Raw genomic sequence first — 16,169 nt, forward strand, 5'->3', positions numbered from 1 at the left:
TTATGCGGGCAGGAGCTCGGCGCGGATGGCGGCGTACACATCATCGACCGTGAGCGCAGCGCCGAGCGTCAGCCCAACCGCGTAATCCTCCGCGCTGAGTTCACTCTGCACCGCGTCGAGCATCAGCCGGGTCATACGACGCACGTCGGGTTCCAGCGCGGGCTGTGTCAGCGCGACGGCCATCCACGCGACGGCGGTCACGCGCTCGTCCAGCAGGCGCTTGAGCATCGCCGCGAGGAAAATCGCCCCGGTCTGAATATGCAGGATGTGATAATCCTGCGCGATCTTCACCGTGCGCGCAAAGTGGATCAGCGCGTTTTCGAGGTCGCCCGCCTGAATATAGTTGAACGTCCGGTTGGACTGCGCCAGCGCCACCACCCACGTATTGCCGATCTCGCGCGCTAGCGCTTCGGCTTGCGCGAAGTACGCGCGCGACTGCTCGTAGTTCTGGATGAGCATGTTGACCACGCCGAGATTGTTGTAATCCAGCGCGATGCGGTTGGCGCTGCCCAGCGCCAAACTCTTGGCGAGGCAAATCTCCGAGAGTTCGATGACTTTGAGGATGTTCCCCTGCGCGAAATGCGCGGTCAACTGCGCGCGGAGCGCTTCATACTCGCTGATGGCGTCGCCGCCCTGCTGCAGCTTGACCGCCTGCTCCAGCAGCGTGAGCGCTTCGCTGAACGCTTCCTGCTGCAATTTCATCAGGGCGCGGGCGGTCAAGGCGCGCGCTTGCCCGGTCGGGTAGTCGTTGACCTGCGCTAATTCCAGCGCCTGCACCAGCAGCGCCTCGGCGTTCTCCGGGTTGCCGCAGCGCCGCATGGCATCCGCCAGCGTAACCATCGCCTCAATCCGCCGTTCAACGGGAATTTGCGGGAGCGCGAGCAAATGCGTGTACAGCGTCAGCACGTCCTCAAACTGGCCGATGGTGTGGTAGAGCTTGCCCAACTGCTCGACCGCACCGACCGTGCGCGGATCATCGTCCGGCAGCAGAAACAGCGCTCGCTCATAGTACGTGCGCGCCGCGGTGAACTGATTCAGGCGGATGGCCTGCTGACCCGCCGCCAGCGTGTAATGCAGTTCCTGTGTTTCGTCGTGCGCCGCCGCCCAGTGCCGCGCGAGGATCGCATCGTACAGTTGATCGTGCGCGAAGGCCTGTTCCAACGCGCGGGCAGCTTCCGCATGGAGCTGACTCAGTTCGTCGGGATCGGTCAGATGCAGGATGCCCTCGCGGATGCGGTCATGCGCGAACTGCAAGCGGCCATCGGCGATTTCGAGGATCGCCGATTCCAGCCCGTAATCGATCCAGCGGAAGTCCGCCGGGGTGAGCAGTTCCGGGTGGATTTCGCGTCCGATGACCGCTGCCAAGCGCAGCGCCCGGTGATATTCGACCGGGACACGCGCCAAACGCCGTTCCGCGACCGACAGCACGCCCTGCGAAAGCAGTTCGTCGGAGAGTTCCAACTGGCCGATGTTGTCTAAGCGCCCGGCATCTTCCGCCAGCGTGCGCAGCAAATCGACGATGAAGAACGCATTGCCTTCCGTCTGGTTGAGCAAAAACTGGATCAGCGTCGGGGTGGTGTCTGCCAGCATATATTCGGCGAGCGTTTGCACCTCGTCGGCGGCAAGGCGCGCCAGATGCACCGTCTGCATGCCGGGGAACCGTTCGGGCAGGCGCGGCGCTTCATCGCTGCGATACGTGCCGATCACCACGATGGGATACTGTGCCTCCAGCCCGATCAGCGGTTCGATCAGGTCGTACGTATCATCTGCCCAGTGCAAATCTTCGAGGATGATGAGAAGCGGGGTCTCCTGCCGCCGCACAAGATCGACGAGCGTGTGCTTGAGGCGCGTTTCCATCAGCACGGGGTCGAGTTCCGGCGCGGGCGGCACCTCGCGGTCGAGCAGCCGCCCGATGTTGGGCAGAATCGGCAGAATCACGCTCGCTTCCAGCGGCGACACTTCACAGCCGAGCACGAGACTCGGCAGCACGTCGCGCAGCACCTGACACGGCAGGCCGCCGCCTTCGACGGCTTGGCCTCGCAGCACGGTGAGTCCTTTGACCAGCGCCTGGATGCGCACTTCCTCAATCAGGCGAGATTTGCCGACGCCCGCCTCGCCGCCCACCAACCACGCCGATCCGGTCGCGGCATTGAGCGCGGCGTTGAGCGTCGCGAGTTCGGCGGTGCGCCCGACGAACTTGGCCGCGCCCAAAAAGCTCTCACGAATGCCGCGCGTCTCTTCCGGCAGCGGGATATCGACGGCGGTGCACAAGGCCAGCATGGCTTCGGCGGCGCTGCCGTAGCGATCCGCCGGGTCTTTCGCCAGCATCCGACCGATCACCGTGGCGAGCGCGCCGTGCTGGACGAGCGGCGACAGATCCGGCGGCATGGCGATCACCTGCCGGAGAAAGGCGGTCGCGCGGCGCACATCAAAGGGCAGTTTGCCCGTCAGCAACTCATAGGCGATCACGCCGACGCTGTACAGGTCGGACGCGGGCGACACCGGGTCGGAGGTGAGCGCTTCCGGCGGCATGTAGGCCAGCGTGCCGGAGACTTCTTCGCCGGTCGCGCCTTCCTGCGACAACCCGAAATCGACCAAGCGGAGCTGACCAGCGGCGTCGACGAGCGCGTTATCCGGCTTGAGATCGCGGTGCAGAATGTTGCGGCGGTGCAGGTAGACGAGCGCTTGCAGCATGTCGAGGATGAGCGAGACCTTGCCGATCAGGTCGCGGCTTTTGCCCGCCTCGTAGACGGTGCACGCGTCCTCGATCAGCGTCATGACGTAGTAGGGCTGTCCCTGCTCGTCGAAGCCGTAGTCCGAGACGCGGATGATGTTGGGATGCCGCAGCGAGGCCAGCAAATGGAATTCGCGCGCGAGGGCGACGCACACCGTCACATTGCCGGCATTGGCCCCGAGATTCACGCGCTTGATCGCCACCTGCTGCCCGGTCATGCGGTCGTAGGCACGGTAGACCGTCCCCATGCCCCCCGCACCGAGCTGATTGAGCACCCGATACCGGTGATCCAGCACCGACTCCGGCCGTTCTCTTACCGCCATTAGTTCCACTTCGATGTGACTTCGACTAGCTTCTATTGTATGCGGTCTTTGCTGCGCACACATTGAGCCTTTTGGGCAGCTCAGTTCGCTAGCGTCAGCCCACAGCGAGGATCAGCGCTGGCGGGGAAGACTCACTGTAAAGGTCGTCCCACAGCCAACCGCGCTCGTTACAGCGATGGTGCCGCCGTGCGCTTCGACCGCCTGCTTGGCGATGCTCATGCCCAGCCCCGTGCCGCCGATGCTGCCGACGTTGCCCGCGCGGTGGAACGGCTCAAACAGGCGTTTGAGGTCGTCGGGCGGAATGCCGATCCCCTGATCCTCAACCACCAGCGTAATGGCGTCCTCATCGTAGCGCAGGCGCAGCTCGACGGGCTGCGGCGCGGCGGAATATTTGAGCGCATTGGTCAGCAGGTTGCTGATCGCCTGCCGCAGCAGCCGCGGGTCGAACTGGGTGCTCATGGTCTGCACCGAGCAGTCACAGCGGATGCGCCCCGTATACGCGGTCTGACTCTCAAGCTCGTCAATCAATTCGTGGCACAGGGCAACGAGATCGCCACTGACCGGGCGAAACTCCACGCCGCCGGCCTGAAAGCGCGACAGCAACAGCACGTCTTCCATAATTGCGTGCAAAAAGCCGACCTGCTGGCGAATCCGTTCGAGGCGTTCGGTGATCTTCTCGTCCGTCATCCGCTGGCGGTACAAGAGGAGCGATTCGGTGGTCGCGAGAATGGCCGCCAACGGGGTGCGAAATTCGTGCGATGCGAGCGAGATGAAGCGCGCTTTGAGATTGATCAGTTCCTTTTCCTGATCCAACATCTGTTGGCGCACGGCTTCCGCCTCCTTCAGTGTGGTGATATCGCGGCTGATCGCTTCATAGCGGATCGGCTGCTGTGCGGCATCACGGATGAGCCAGGCGCGCGTGTTGATCCAGCGGATCGTGCCATCCGGTCGCACGAGACGGTATTCCATCTCCACGGTGCCTTCAGAGAGCATGCGCGCCTGCCCGGCACGGATAATCGGCAGATCGTCAGGATAGGCCATTGTCAGCCGTAGTTCGAAATTCTCCTGAAACTCCTGTAACGTCCGCCCCATTTGCCGCTCGCCCGCCGGGTTGACGTACGTCATGCGCCCACTCGGCAGTTCGACGGAAAAGATCGCATCCTCAAGGGTGTCGAACAGGCTGCGCAGTCGCCGTTCGCTCGTTTCCAGTGCGGCGCGAACTTCCCGGATTTCGGTGACATCGCGACCGATGACATCGTAGCGCGTCGGGCGACCGTCCGCATCGCGGTTCAGCCACGCCCGGAAGTTGACCCACCGAATGGCGCCGTTCGACTGCAGGACGCGATATTCGGATTCGGCGGTACCCTCGGCCAGCAGCCGCGTGTGCAGGGCGCGCGCGCTTTCGAGATCGTCGGGATGCACCAGCGCCAGACGCTGTTCGAAATCGGCCTGAAACTCCTGTAACGTCCGCCCCATCAGCCGCTCACCAGCCGGGTTAATGTACGTCAAGCGGCTGCTCGGCAGTTCGACGGAGAAGATCGCATCCTGCACCGTGTTGAAAACGCTGTGCAGTTGCTGGGCGCTGGCTTCGAGTGCGGCGCGCATCTGCTTCTTTTCCGTAATATCGTGCGCGATCACCGAGATGCCGAGAATCTTGCCATCCGCCGCGCGGATCGGCGAAAAGGTGAGCGACACATCGACGGCATGGCCATCTTTATGTCGACGCACCGTTTCAAAGCTCGCGATACGTTCTCCGACTGCCACCCGCTGATCCATGCGGGCGACGGCGGCATACTCGTCCGGAGGCAGGATCTGCTTAATCGATTGCCCCATGATCTCAGCGGCACTGTACCCGAGCAGCTTCTCCGCGGCTGGATTCCAACTCGTGATGATCCCATCTACAGTTTTAGTGAAAATGGCGTCCTGTGACGACTGCACAAGAGCGGCGAGGAACGCCGCATCGGTCTGTTGAATGGAGGGTTGGGAGGCCCTCGTACCCGGTGCCGTCATAAGCCGTTCTACCAGCGCTCGGAGCTGCTCAAACGCGGCGGCATCGCGACTCAGGTCGCGCAGCATTTGCAGATCGATTTCTGAGATCATGGCGAACATTCCGCAGTGACAAAAATCGTGTTTCCTTTAATAGTATCGCAACCTTGAAAGCATATTCGTTGTCTTTTGGTTACCAAAAAGTAATTTCTGCATCCAAAATCAACTCTCACTGATGAGCATTCCGGCGCATGGCAGGCCGAGACTGGGGTAATTGCATAGCCTTTCCCACTCCCTAAGGGACGAGGCATGCCTCGTCCTCCTGTGCCAACACGGCGGTAACCTTACTTGCTAAAGCGCTCTTTTGCTTTCACGCATCACAAGCTTTTTGTCCAATCCAGAGAAAAAACAGGACGAGGCATGCCTCGTCCCTACACGTTCTCGGCGAAGAAAACCTGTACACGATAGGAAGCATGAAAAGCCTACCCCTGTTAGTTTCCCACTCCAAGGGGTTCCAGACCGAACAGGTCTAACCTTGGGGACCATTAAGGTGCTGGTTTGAAGGGAAGTTGGGACGCCCCATTAGTCTTGTCCGCAAATCAGATTTTTTACCCCATCCCAGCTCCTCCCCGAATTCAGGGAGGAGAGCCAACAGCGCCTGCCAAGCCGAATACATCTTCGTAGGGACGCAATGCATTGCATCCGGTCACGAAAGGAAAGGCATTAAGGGATGCTTTTTAAACACCCTCATGCTGCGTCCCCACCCTTTTCTTCTCCGCGGTCTCTGCGGTTTTCGAGAGTGTGTTCGTACGCGGATTTGGTTTTTCGCGGGCGTTGGGGCAAAATTACCCGTCTAAATGCCCTGCAATGGAAGGATCAAACCGCGATGTCTGAACCGCAAGTAGTTTCCACCCCTCGTCCCGATATCGACATTCGCCAAGATGTGTATAACCTCATCCAGCATTATCCGCCGCTGGCCGCCGATCAGCACCAGATTCACGTGCTCGTCACCGACGGCGTCGTGACCGTGGCGGGGCATGTCAAGTCACAGCCGAGCCGGCGCTATCTGCTCGACGCCATTCCGAAGCTGGCGGGCGTCAAAACCGTGAATGGGACGGCGCTGTACGATGAAGACGCGCTGCGCCGTGAAATCGGCAAGGTGACGCCGACGGGCGTGCAGGTCAATGTGCGCTATGGCAGCGTGATTCTCACCGGGACTCTGCCGCCCGATATGACCGAAGACCTGTTCGCGCAGTTGACGTCCATTCCCGGCGTCGAAAAAGTCGTCACCAAATTTTAGCGTTTTAGGAACCATCGCGGTCGCAAATGAGCTGGAGGCAGCAGGACGGTGCACCCGTCCTGTTTTTATTTCTCGCTGGTGGTGGCGTATTCCCGGTGCACGCGCGCGTCGGCAGGGTCGGGGTAGCCGTGATCGCTGACCAGCGTTTTGAGGTCGACTTCGGGCATGTTGTCGAGGCCGACGACGAGGTTCGCCAGCACGATATCGAGCACGAGCAGCAGCCGCCCAAAGTTGCTGAACTGTCCGGGCAGCGCGCTGATCAGCACGGCGAAGACGCGCTCGCGCAGCTCATCGTCGACGATGCCGCTGCCGGGAAACCCGCCTAACCAGCTCTCCTGATATGCACCGATCCGCAGCGTGTCCTCGCGCAGTGTCATCAACTGACCAATCGCCGCGCGCTGATCTTGCGCGTCGACCAGGCGCCCGCCCGTGCGATAGGGCAGATTAGGTATCTGCTGGTAGATTTCGCCCGGTTTTGCACCTTCGACCAGTTTGCCGAACGGATGCGTCAGCAGCCCTAAGCCGCTCAGTGTGGCGCGCACGGCTTGGCGATAGTAGCGTTCGCGTCCACCCTGCCCGGCGCAGCGATCTAACCGCCAGATGAGCGAGAGCAGATCGCCAAAGTCCAACCGCTGGCGCGGCGGATCGTTCGGGGCGTAGGCGCTGGTGAGCTGGTTAATGCGTGACTGTTCAAACCGGGACTGCATGCTGGCTCTCTATGGGCGGCGTGGAGTGCTATTCCCATCACTGTTCCGCCCCAACTCGGGTTGTCGAGCTTTAGGAATAGACCTGTGTCCGCCGATCAGCGGGCTTGAGCGCGCGATGGCGCATCATCACCTGCCACACACGCAGTGCCGCTTCGAGCTGAATGCGAATATCCATTTTGGACTCTCCGTGCTGGCGATCCGGGAAGTAGATCGGGATCTCGGCGACTTTGAAGCCCAAACGGCAGGCGACATAGGCCATTTCGACCTGAAACACATAGCCGTTGGAGCGCACCCGTTCCAGATCCAGCCCGATCAGCGTGGCGCGCTGCCAGATGCGGTAGCCCGCCGTCGCATCGTAGACCGGAATATTGAGCAGCAGGCGCGTATACACACGGTTGGCGAACCAGCTCAACAGCTTGCGGTAGAAGCTCCAGTTTTCGTCGACGCCGCCGCCGGGGGCGAAGCGCGACGCGATCACAAAGTCGTAGCCGCTTTCCAGCTTGGCGATCAGTTGCGCGATGTACTTGGGCTGATGCGAGAAATCGGCGTCCATCTGGATGATGTAGTCTGCGCCGAGCTGGAGCGCTTGTTTGAAACCGGCGATATACGCCGGGCCGAGGCCGCCTTTTTCGTAGCGATGCAGCACATTCACCCGCCCACGATACTGCTCGGCAAGCTGATCCGCGATTTGCCCCGTGCCGTCCGGCGAATTGTCGTCGACGATTAACACGTTGAGGTACGCGGGGAGGTGCATCAGCGCCTCGGTGATGGCGGTGATATTCTCTTTTTCGTTGTAGGTGGGGATGACCACCATGACTTTCGGCATAAATATCGTTCCTGTGCTCGTGACTGCACCCTGAATGAAAGCCTGATGAGTCTAGGTTAAGCCCGGTTTGCCCGCAAGTCCAAAAACATTTGCCTTACACATCTATTCTTCGGAAAACCTTTATGCTTGAGGGGGTCTATGACCAATGCAGTCCAAGCACTACCCCTGCGTAGGCCAGCCAGACTATCATTAATGAGAATGTTGTTCAACTAATCAACCCCGGTGTTTCGCATGTTCAAATGGGATAAGCGTCTCTGGACGCTGTTTGCGATCGTGTTCGCCAATTTTCTGGGGGGGACGATCGTCTTGCCCTCGCTGCCGCTCTACGCTCAGCGGCACTTCACCGCCTCCCCCGAAGCCATCTCCTTGATGCTGGCCTCGTATTTCATCGCCCAGTTCCTCGCCGCGCCGTTCATCGGTCGGCTGTCGGACCGCTATGGTCGTCTGCCGGTGCTGGTCATCAGCCAGTTCGGGACGTTCCTCAGCTTCGTGATGCTCGGCGCAGCGACCAGCATTCCTATGCTGTTTGCGGCGCGTATCCTTGACGGCGTGACGGGCGGCAACGTGATCGTCGCGCAGGCGTACGTCACCGACATCACCACGCGTGAGGAACGCACGCGCGGCCTCGGCGTGATCTTCGCGGCGTTTGGCCTCGGCTACATTCTCGGCCCAGCGCTCGGCGGGTTGGTCTCGGCTTTCTTCAGCGATCACGCCACGTTCTTCGTCGGCGCGGCGATTTCGCTGTTCACGACGATCCTCACGTGGGTTGTGCTGGACGAATCGCTCACGCCCGAACGCCGCGCCCGCATCACCGCCGACCGCGCGGGTCGCCGCCCGTTCAACCTGCGCGACGCGTGGGCCAATGTGCCGCTGCGCTGGATTCTGCTCATCGGCTTCGGCGCGCAGTTGAGCATCGCCTTACTCCAATCATCGATTGCGCTGTTCAGCGAGGCCGAACTGTTCAAAGGCGCGTCTGAGCAGACGGTCAGTCTCGGCGTCGGCTTGATGCTGATGGGGATCGGCTTCGGACAGTTCATCACACAGTTGGCGCTCCTGCGTCCTGCTGTAGAACGCTTCGGGGAACAGCGGTTGGTAATCGTCGGCGCGTTCTTCCGCGGGTTGGGCATGTTCCTGATCGTGCTGCTGGGGTCGCCGCTGCTGGTCGGCTCGATGGCGCTGACGATGATCGCGCTCTCCTCCGGCTTGATGATGCCCTCGCTGCAAGCCCTCGCCACCTCGTGCGCTTCGGACGGGGACAGCGGCGCGGTGCTCGGCATCTACGGCTCCTCGACCAGTCTCGGCATCATCGTCGGGACGGCGCTCGGCGGGCAGTTGTTCGGCGCGGCTCACCCGCTGCCGTTCATCGTTGCAGGTTTCATTTTGTGGCTGCTCATGGTGCCCGCCGTCATGCTCTCACGCATCCCGACGCTCTCATTCCGCCCCGCCAAACAACCCGTATAATAGAGGGAGTGAGGATGAGGGAGGATACCCGAGGTGATCAGGTTCTGGAGCGCAAGTTGATCCGACAAGGAAAGTTTTCACCGCTTCCACAACAGTTAGTTGGCGAAGAACACAGCAGGCGATAAACAAGCGCTGCAATAAGATATTACGCCCAGGAAAAACGGTGTTGAGTTTCGAGAACGCGGATACCTTATCTGCCTACCGCTTGATCGACTCCAGCGCACGCTGATCGAAGATTTTTCTCCTGGGAGTCGCCTAGGACTGGTATGACGACGAGGGGCGCTAAGGTCTTTGTCGATACCAATGTTTTGCTCTGGCAACCTTATCGGATAACCCCTCCATGCCACACCCAAGAGCTCGTTATGGACTCAACAGCAAACGCTTGAATGAATTGTGGATCAGCCGCCAAGTCATCCGTGAGTTTCTTGCTCAAGTCACGCGACCTCAGGCGTATCAGCCGCATCCGCTGACAGTAGACGAAGTTGCCGGGTATATCCGAGGATTTCCGCGGGCTTTTCGCATTGCTGACGAAACAGCACGCGTTACTCTTCAATTGCTGGCGCTGCTGCGCGAATTTCCAACCGGTGGGAAACAGGTTCACGATGCTAACATCGTTGCCACCATGCTGGTCAACGATCTTGACACCCTACTCACGCAAAATGTCGATGATTTCGCCCGGTTTTCCTCCAAGATCACCATCATCCCCCTGACATAAAACAGGCCGAGCAACTGCTCGGCCTGTTTGTTTCCCTGTGTTCGCTGCGGCTACGCTTCTTTTTCCATCTCCGGCGACACAATCGGCAGGCGCGGATCGATCCCCTGCCACTGGGCTTTGACCCAGGCATAAGCTGGATCATCGCTGTTGGCCAGCGACTGCGCCGACCCCGCGAGGAAGTTCAGATAGTAGGTCGTGTAACCGTGTGCGCTGACGACCGGGTGATAGCCTTCGGGCACGAGCACCGCGTCATGATTCTGCGCCATCACCACCGCGTCGATGCTGCGGTTGTCCGTGTACACGCGCTGATACGCGTAACCTTCCGGCTTATCCAGCTTGTAGAAGTAAATCTCTTCGAGGTCAGCTTCCAGCACTTTGCCCGCGGCATCAACGCGATGCACGTCGTGTTTGTGCGGCGGGTAGCTCGACCAGTTGCCACCGGGCGTATACACCTCGACGCACACCAAGCGCTGGCAGTCGAAGCCCGGCGGGATGATGCTGTTGATCTGGCGGGAGGCGTTGTCGCCGCCGCGGAGTTCGATGGCGCTGTCGGCGGGTGTGATCAGCCGCGCCGGGTGATCCTCGTCGGTTTCCACCCAGCACGACGCCACTTCGAAGCCGTCCGTCAGCGCGGTGATTTCAAAGTCGGTGTTGCGCGAGAGATACAGCGCGTAGGGCATGCCCGAAAACACGTTAGGCCGCCGCCCTACGCGCTCGAAAGTGCCCGCACTCGTCTTGATGCTGCACACGCCGCCGAGGATGACATGCACGAACTCGTAGTCGCTGGTGCTGCCCTTGTAAGTCATGCCTTTGTTCAGGCGGCGCGCGGTCATGTGCAGATACTGCCATTCGGCGCGCTGCGGCGTGACGTGCGCGAACACGCCCGTGTCGCCGTCATCATCGGAGCGAATCAGCAGGTTTTCAGCCGTGTAATGCATGGTTCACCATCCTCGTTGACGTAAATAAGCGAGACTGTGAGCGAGATCATCCGGGGGATACGCCGCGGGCGTGGTGGACATGTACGGTTCGCCGCCGCCCAGCGTGACCCAACCCTCATAGTGCATGGTTTGCAGCGCTGCACCAACCGCCGTGAAGTCGAGCGATCCCTGTCCCGGCAGCCGCCGCTCGGAGTCGGCAGTGTGGACATAACCGATCATGCCCGCATGGGCGGTCAGCGCATCGACCAGGCTGCTCTCTTCCAGCGCCATATGCGCGATATCCGCGGCGACGTGCACGTTGGGGTGATCGTGCAGACGGTGCAGGATATCCGCCGCCTGGTCGAGCCGCCGGATCAAGCGCGTCGCGTGGCGGCTGACGGGTTGAATGTAGAACTTGACGCCCATCGCCATCGAATAATCTTCGAGCGTGCGCATATGCGTGTAGAACAACCCGGTCGCCAGCTCGTAAGCGGTCATGTACGGCGACAGATCCGGGATGGCGGTCGTGCCATCCCCCGGAATGCAGATCACGCCGGACGCGCCCACATCCGCCGCGCAGCAAATCGCCTCGCGGATTTCCTGTAAACCGCGTTCGCGCTCGGCTTCGTCCGGCGCGAGGATCGCGTGTTCCCCTTTCAAGTAGACCGCGGAGATCGGCAGCTCCGCCGCGATCATCGCCTCGACGAGTTCGTCCATACGCGTGCTGAGGCCGCGTGACCACACCTCGACGCCGTCAAAGCCGAGCGCCTTCGCCTGCTGAAACTTCTCCGCCACGCTCCCACCGGAGAGCGCCGTCTCTTGAAGGGCAAATCTCATAGTAATCTTTCTACGTACGTATGAGCCATTGGCCGTTAGCTCTTAGCCGTTAGCTATAAGCTAAAAGCTAACGGCTAATCGCTGTTCGTTAGCTGCTTTTCCATATACACAACTTCGGTGTTGCCGCGCGGGTGCTTGATGATTTCGGCGATCTCGTAGCCCTGCTTACGGTACATCTCGATGTTTTGCGGGAGCAGCATGCGCACGACGAGCCGCAGCCGCGTGATCCCGCGCTGGCGGGCGATCTGCTCCATATGCTCGAGCATAGCGCGCGCCGCGCCGCGTCCGCGAAAGGCGGGCAGCACCGACACGCGCCCGATGTACAGGTAGCCTTCCGGTTCGATGCGCCAACGCCCCGACCCAATGGCCTCGTCATCCAGCCACGCGATCACCGCGCCGCCGTGCTGCATTTCGTTGATGACATCTTCGACAGTTTCGATGTGCGCGCCGGAGGGCGGTTCGAGCACGCCCCGATATTCCTCAAAGGCGTCGAGCATGATGCGGTGAACGATGGACGCCTGATCCACTGTTGCATCCGTAATCGTGATCATCTCAATCAAAATCCGTGGGTAACTCGGGTTGGCGTAAGTGCGCGAAAAACCGGCTGATCTGGTCAGCGGTGACGCGCGCCGTCGAAAGTTCCGGCAGTTCGTCTTCGCCAAAGAAGCCGACCTCGCCCGTCTCCACATTGCGCGGATCCGGTTCGCGCAGGTCGCTGAGGAGTTCGCACCGGAAAAAGGCTTTGTAGGCGTGATATTGGTAGGGCGGGTGCGCATGCTGATTGCGATCATACAGCGCCAGCAGCTTGACGGCGCGCGCGTGATAGCCCGTCTCTTCGTAGATTTCGCGCGCGACGGAGACGCCCGCGCTCTCGCCAATATCCGCCCAACCGCCGGGCAGTGTCCAGCGGTAGTTATCCAGCTTTTCCTGCACCAGCAGGATTTTATCGTCTTGGAACACGACGCCGCGCACATCGATCTTCGGGGTGGTATGCCCCTTATCGATCTGCAGCAAAGGCTTGATTTCATCCAGGGCGGTGTCGCTGCCCGCCGCCAGCATCTCCGCCGCGATCTGCATCACATCTTCGTAGCGCAAGCGGTCGAACGGTTGCGCATCGTAGTGCAGCCCGGTCTGCGCAATCGATTGTAGGCGCTGCGCCCAATCTAACCATTGAGGAATCGACATAGACCTCTCCTGAATCGTCCAGACTATAGCACCCCATTGACCTTTTTCGCGAGTCACGCCTATACTGCTGCGCAGACAGATGTGCCGAACCTAATTCATCAATGCCTATGCGGTCGCAATAATGATCGTGTCCCCCTCACCCCCAACCCCTCTCCCACGCAAGCGGGGAGAGGGAGACGTTGCGAATGATGTTTGATCCCCTCCCTGAATTCGGGGAGGGGACGGGGGTGGGGTGAGATCAGCCGCTACGAATGGCGTCCGCGGTGGAACAGTAGGTGAGGCCGGATCAAGCATCTGGGAAATGGGGTTTGCCATGAGCGCGATCGTCAGCTTGTAAGCAGATAGGGATGTTCTCGACCGGAGAAGCGTCACGGACTGTCCGTTGAGGCTTGTTTCGCGTTTCCTGCTTACAGTTGTACTGCTCATGGAGTGTTTTCCACATGAATCGTCTGTTGACCGGGTTGTGGCGTCACCCGGATTTCCTCAAGTTGTGGGTCGGTCAATCGATCTCCGAATTCGGCACGCGCATCTCGCGCACTGCCATCCCCTTGATCGCCGTCATTCTATTCGGCGCATCGCCCGCGCAAATGGGCGTGCTGACCGCGCTCGGCTCCGCGCCCGTGCTCCTGTTCGGCTTGTTCGCGGGCGTGTGGGTAGATCGCCTGCCGCGCCGCCCGGTGATGATCGCGATGGATCTTGGACGTTTGCTGCTGCTGTTGAGCATCCCTTTCACGGCGCTGACCGGGACGCTCAGTATGGCGCTGCTGTACATCGTCGTGCCGCTGCAAGGCATCATGAGCCTCATCTTCTACACGGCCTATCACGCCTATCTGCCCTCGCTCATCAACCGCGCCGATCTGGTTGAAGGCAACAGCAAATTAGCGACGACCGAGTCGCTGGCCGAAATCGGCGGGCCATCGGTCGCGGGGCTGCTCATCCAGTGGATCAGCGCGCCGCTCTCGGTAGTCTTCGATGCGATCTCCTACCTGTTTTCGAGCATCAGCTTTCTGCTCATCCGCCAGCCCGAGCCACCGCGCACGGAACGCCCGGCGGGCAGCTCCGCGCTGACCGAGATCCGCGAAGGCTTGGCGGTGATCGCGGGCAATCCCATTTTGCGCGTGCTGATCATCAGCGTGGGCGTGCGCACGTTCTTCGGCAATTTTTACGGCGCGCTGTATGACATCTACGCGATTCGCGATCTCGGCCTGACGCCCGCTGTGCTCGGCCTCGTGGTGAGCGCGGGCGGCATCGGCGCGTTGATCGGTTCGCTGCTGGCCGACCGTGTGCAGAAACGACTCGGCTTGGGGCGCACCATCACGGTGATGCTGCTCATCAGCGGCCTCAACAACCTGCTGATTCCGCTGGCGGCGTATGCCGGGACGTTGGCACCGGTCGTCATGATCGTTGCGCAGATCATCGGCGATGGCGCGATGCTCATCTTCTTCATCAACGACACGTCGCTGCGGCAGATCATCGTGCCGGATCGCCTGCTCGGGCGCACGAACGCGACATTCGGCTTTCTCGCGCAGGGGATCGCCCCGGTCGGCGCGCTGGTGGCGGGGACGGTGGCGGCGAGCATCGGCGCGCAGCCCGTATTGTGGCTGGCGGGGTTCGGCATTCTGGGGATCGCCGTATGGGTCTCTCGCTCGGCGGTGCGCCAACTGGAACACTACGGCGAGGTGCAAACGGTCGAGTAGTGGGGCGACGAGTTAGCTGTTACCCCACACCGGAGACCTTCGCTTGACAAGCGTCGAGGCGACCAGATGGCCGCCTCGACTGTGGACGAAATACGACAGGTGACGTACATCAGGCGCGCACCACCGCGCCTGCCCGTTGGCTAAGGTTTATACGCGCGGCGCACCGTGAGCTGACCGCCCTTGGCGCGTGCCTTCAACCGCTGTCCGCCGTTAATCATCAAATCCGCGAGTAAGTTCAGCAGGCGATCGCCCATCGTTTCGCGTTCGATCTCCTTGAAAAGCTGTTGTATCCGCGCCTTACGCAGCAGTTCTTGCTTGCGCTGTTCCAGGAGGAGCATATCACGCTCGGTGTGCAGCATCTTTTCTATCTCCATCAACTTGCTCTATCCCTATATGCGTAAAAGGGCGCATTTTGTTCAAAACTCATTTAGAATTGGCGCACCTTCCCCTACTTTCTCGGGGGTAGAGATCCATCCGTGCTCAAAGAGGTGGTGCTATGCAACTGCCCGAGGCGGTGACACCGGTCGCCGCAGGTATTTATCAGGTGCAAATTCCGCTGCCGTTCGCGCTGCGCATCGTCAACTGCTACCTGTTGGAAGACGCTGGTCGCTGGACGGTCGTCGATACCGGGCTGCATCGCCCCGACGCCGAAGCGATCTGGCGGACGGCGTTCGACGCGCTGCACATCGAGCCGGGGGACATCACGCAGATCGTGCTGACGCACATGCACCCGGATCACTACGGCATGGCGGGCTGGTTTCAGGCGCTGACCGGCGCGCCCGTCCGCATGAGCGCCCGCGAAGCCGAAAGCGCGCTCGTGACATGGGTGTACGCCGACCCGCGCTATGCCTTAATCGATGCGCAGATGCATAAAGGCGGCGTCCCGCAGGACATTATCAATCTCGTGAACGAAGGCATCGAGTCCACGCGCCAGATGACCTTCCCGCACCCCAAGCACATTGAACACATGGCCTATGGTTCGACGGTGCGCATGGGTGGGCGCGACTTCAAAGCGATCCACGCGCCGGGACACAGCGACGGTCTGATCATGTTCTATGATGAAGCCGACAAGCTCATCCTCTCCGGCGATCACGTGCTCATGAAAATCACGCCGAACATCGGCTTATGGGTGGATACCGAGCCACAGCCGCTCGGGCGCTTTATGGGGTCGCTGCGCGCGCTCCAGCATCTCGATGTCAAGCTGGCGCTGCCGGGACACAAAGCGCTCATCACCGATTGGGGCGGGCGCATCGGCGAATTACTGCACCACCACGACGAACGTCTCGCCAAGACGCTGGACGCGGTCAAAGGCGGTGCGGTCGCGTTTGATGTGGCGCGCGCGCTGTTCAACTTTGAGCGGCTGTCCGCGCATGAGATGCGTTTCGCGCTGGTCGAAACGCTGGCACACCTCGAATATCTGGTTGGTATTGGCGCTGTCCAGCAAACGGACGGCGCAGCATGGCGGTTTGAACAGGGGTAAC

The 16,169-nt window shown here is 60.8% G+C and carries 14 protein-coding genes; 5 read left to right on the forward strand and 9 right to left on the reverse strand.

The features are described 5' to 3' along the window. Both IPK17_RS06250 and IPK17_RS06255 read right to left on the reverse strand, forming a co-directional pair. The gene (locus tag IPK17_RS06250; protein WP_343416820.1) at positions 1-3,057 is read right to left on the reverse strand and encodes a serine/threonine-protein kinase; all 3,057 of its coding nucleotides are present in this window, start codon (positions 3,055-3,057) and stop codon (positions 1-3) included. 111 nt (positions 3,058-3,168) lie between these two features. Then, on the reverse strand, positions 3,169-5,157 hold the full coding sequence (locus IPK17_RS06255; RefSeq protein WP_343416821.1) for a PAS domain S-box protein: 1,989 nt from the start codon (positions 5,155-5,157) through the stop codon (positions 3,169-3,171). 772 nt (positions 5,158-5,929) lie between these two features. Here IPK17_RS06255 and IPK17_RS06260 point away from each other — a divergent pair. Continuing rightward, positions 5,930-6,343: a BON domain-containing protein gene (locus IPK17_RS06260; protein ID WP_343416822.1), complete on the forward strand. Its 414-nt coding sequence runs from the start codon at positions 5,930-5,932 to the stop codon at positions 6,341-6,343. A 65-nt stretch (positions 6,344-6,408) separates the two neighbouring features. On the opposite strand, the gene IPK17_RS06265 is transcribed toward IPK17_RS06260, so the two are convergent. Then, positions 6,409-7,050: a hypothetical protein gene (locus tag IPK17_RS06265; RefSeq protein WP_343416823.1), complete on the reverse strand. Its 642-nt coding sequence runs from the start codon at positions 7,048-7,050 to the stop codon at positions 6,409-6,411. A 70-nt stretch (positions 7,051-7,120) separates the two neighbouring features. Continuing rightward, positions 7,121-7,876, reverse strand: coding sequence for a polyprenol monophosphomannose synthase (locus IPK17_RS06270; RefSeq protein ID WP_343416824.1), 756 nt, complete (start codon positions 7,874-7,876; stop codon positions 7,121-7,123). A gap of 231 nt (positions 7,877-8,107) precedes the next feature. On the opposite strand from IPK17_RS06270, the gene IPK17_RS06275 reads away from it, so the two are divergent. After that, positions 8,108-9,337 carry an MFS transporter gene (locus IPK17_RS06275; protein ID WP_343416825.1) on the forward strand — a complete coding sequence of 410 codons (1,230 nt, stop codon included), beginning with the start codon at positions 8,108-8,110 and terminating at the stop codon, positions 9,335-9,337. Between the two features lie 382 nt (positions 9,338-9,719). Next, positions 9,720-10,052 (forward strand): type II toxin-antitoxin system VapC family toxin, encoded by a 333-nt coding sequence (locus tag IPK17_RS06280; RefSeq protein WP_343416826.1) that lies wholly within the window; start codon positions 9,720-9,722, stop codon positions 10,050-10,052. Between the two features lie 50 nt (positions 10,053-10,102). Here the strand turns inward: IPK17_RS06280 and iolB are convergent, their stop codons facing one another. The 4 genes from iolB to IPK17_RS06300 all read right to left on the reverse strand — a co-directional run bounded on the left by iolB (position 10,103) and on the right by IPK17_RS06300 (position 12,991). Then, on the reverse strand, positions 10,103-10,990 hold the full coding sequence (gene iolB / locus IPK17_RS06285; RefSeq protein WP_343416827.1) for a 5-deoxy-glucuronate isomerase: 888 nt from the start codon (positions 10,988-10,990) through the stop codon (positions 10,103-10,105). A 3-nt stretch (positions 10,991-10,993) separates the two neighbouring features. Continuing rightward, positions 10,994-11,806, reverse strand: a complete 813-nt coding sequence (locus IPK17_RS06290) for a sugar phosphate isomerase/epimerase family protein (protein ID WP_343416828.1) — start codon at positions 11,804-11,806, stop codon at positions 10,994-10,996. 74 nt (positions 11,807-11,880) lie between these two features. Next, complete coding sequence (locus IPK17_RS06295) at positions 11,881-12,357, reverse strand: GNAT family N-acetyltransferase (RefSeq protein WP_343416829.1); 477 nt, start codon at positions 12,355-12,357, stop codon at positions 11,881-11,883. A gap of 1 nt (position 12,358) precedes the next feature. Next, a complete protein-coding gene (locus tag IPK17_RS06300; protein WP_343416830.1) occupies positions 12,359-12,991 on the reverse strand; it encodes an NUDIX hydrolase in 633 nt (210 codons plus the stop codon). 440 nt (positions 12,992-13,431) lie between these two features. Here IPK17_RS06300 and IPK17_RS06305 point away from each other — a divergent pair, with 440 nt between their 5' ends. After that, the gene (locus tag IPK17_RS06305; RefSeq protein ID WP_343416831.1) at positions 13,432-14,688 is read left to right on the forward strand and encodes an MFS transporter; all 1,257 of its coding nucleotides are present in this window, start codon (positions 13,432-13,434) and stop codon (positions 14,686-14,688) included. 140 nt (positions 14,689-14,828) lie between these two features. Here the strand turns inward: IPK17_RS06305 and IPK17_RS06310 are convergent, their stop codons facing one another. Next, entirely contained in the window at positions 14,829-15,047 is a 219-nt protein-coding gene (locus IPK17_RS06310) for a hypothetical protein (protein ID WP_343416832.1), read from the reverse strand. 137 nt (positions 15,048-15,184) lie between these two features. Between IPK17_RS06310 and IPK17_RS06315 the strand changes: the two genes are divergently transcribed. Then, entirely contained in the window at positions 15,185-16,168 is a 984-nt protein-coding gene (locus tag IPK17_RS06315) for an MBL fold metallo-hydrolase (protein ID WP_343416833.1), read from the forward strand. The last annotated feature ends 1 nt before the right edge of the window (position 16,169 follow it).

It is taken from the genome of Candidatus Flexifilum breve, from assembly GCF_016713355.1.

Excerpts from the sequence above, each read along its gene's own strand:
- IPK17_RS06250 (WP_343416820.1), bottom strand. The coding sequence starts at position 3,057 with ATGGCGGTAAGAGAACGGCCGGAGTCGGTGCTGGATCACCGGTATCGG.
- IPK17_RS06255 (WP_343416821.1), bottom strand. The coding sequence starts at position 5,157 with ATGATCTCAGAAATCGATCTGCAAATGCTGCGCGACCTGAGTCGCGAT.
- IPK17_RS06260 (WP_343416822.1), top strand. The coding sequence starts at position 5,930 with ATGTCTGAACCGCAAGTAGTTTCCACCCCTCGTCCCGATATCGACATT.
- IPK17_RS06265 (WP_343416823.1), bottom strand. The coding sequence starts at position 7,050 with ATGCAGTCCCGGTTTGAACAGTCACGCATTAACCAGCTCACCAGCGCC.
- IPK17_RS06270 (WP_343416824.1), bottom strand. The coding sequence starts at position 7,876 with ATGCCGAAAGTCATGGTGGTCATCCCCACCTACAACGAAAAAGAGAAT.
- IPK17_RS06275 (WP_343416825.1), top strand. The coding sequence starts at position 8,108 with ATGTTCAAATGGGATAAGCGTCTCTGGACGCTGTTTGCGATCGTGTTC.
- iolB (WP_343416827.1), bottom strand. The coding sequence starts at position 10,990 with ATGCATTACACGGCTGAAAACCTGCTGATTCGCTCCGATGATGACGGC.
- IPK17_RS06290 (WP_343416828.1), bottom strand. The coding sequence starts at position 11,806 with ATGAGATTTGCCCTTCAAGAGACGGCGCTCTCCGGTGGGAGCGTGGCG.
- IPK17_RS06295 (WP_343416829.1), bottom strand. The coding sequence starts at position 12,357 with ATGATCACGATTACGGATGCAACAGTGGATCAGGCGTCCATCGTTCAC.
- IPK17_RS06300 (WP_343416830.1), bottom strand. The coding sequence starts at position 12,991 with ATGTCGATTCCTCAATGGTTAGATTGGGCGCAGCGCCTACAATCGATT.
- IPK17_RS06305 (WP_343416831.1), top strand. The coding sequence starts at position 13,432 with ATGAATCGTCTGTTGACCGGGTTGTGGCGTCACCCGGATTTCCTCAAG.
- IPK17_RS06310 (WP_343416832.1), bottom strand. The coding sequence starts at position 15,047 with ATGCTGCACACCGAGCGTGATATGCTCCTCCTGGAACAGCGCAAGCAA.
- IPK17_RS06315 (WP_343416833.1), top strand. The coding sequence starts at position 15,185 with ATGCAACTGCCCGAGGCGGTGACACCGGTCGCCGCAGGTATTTATCAG.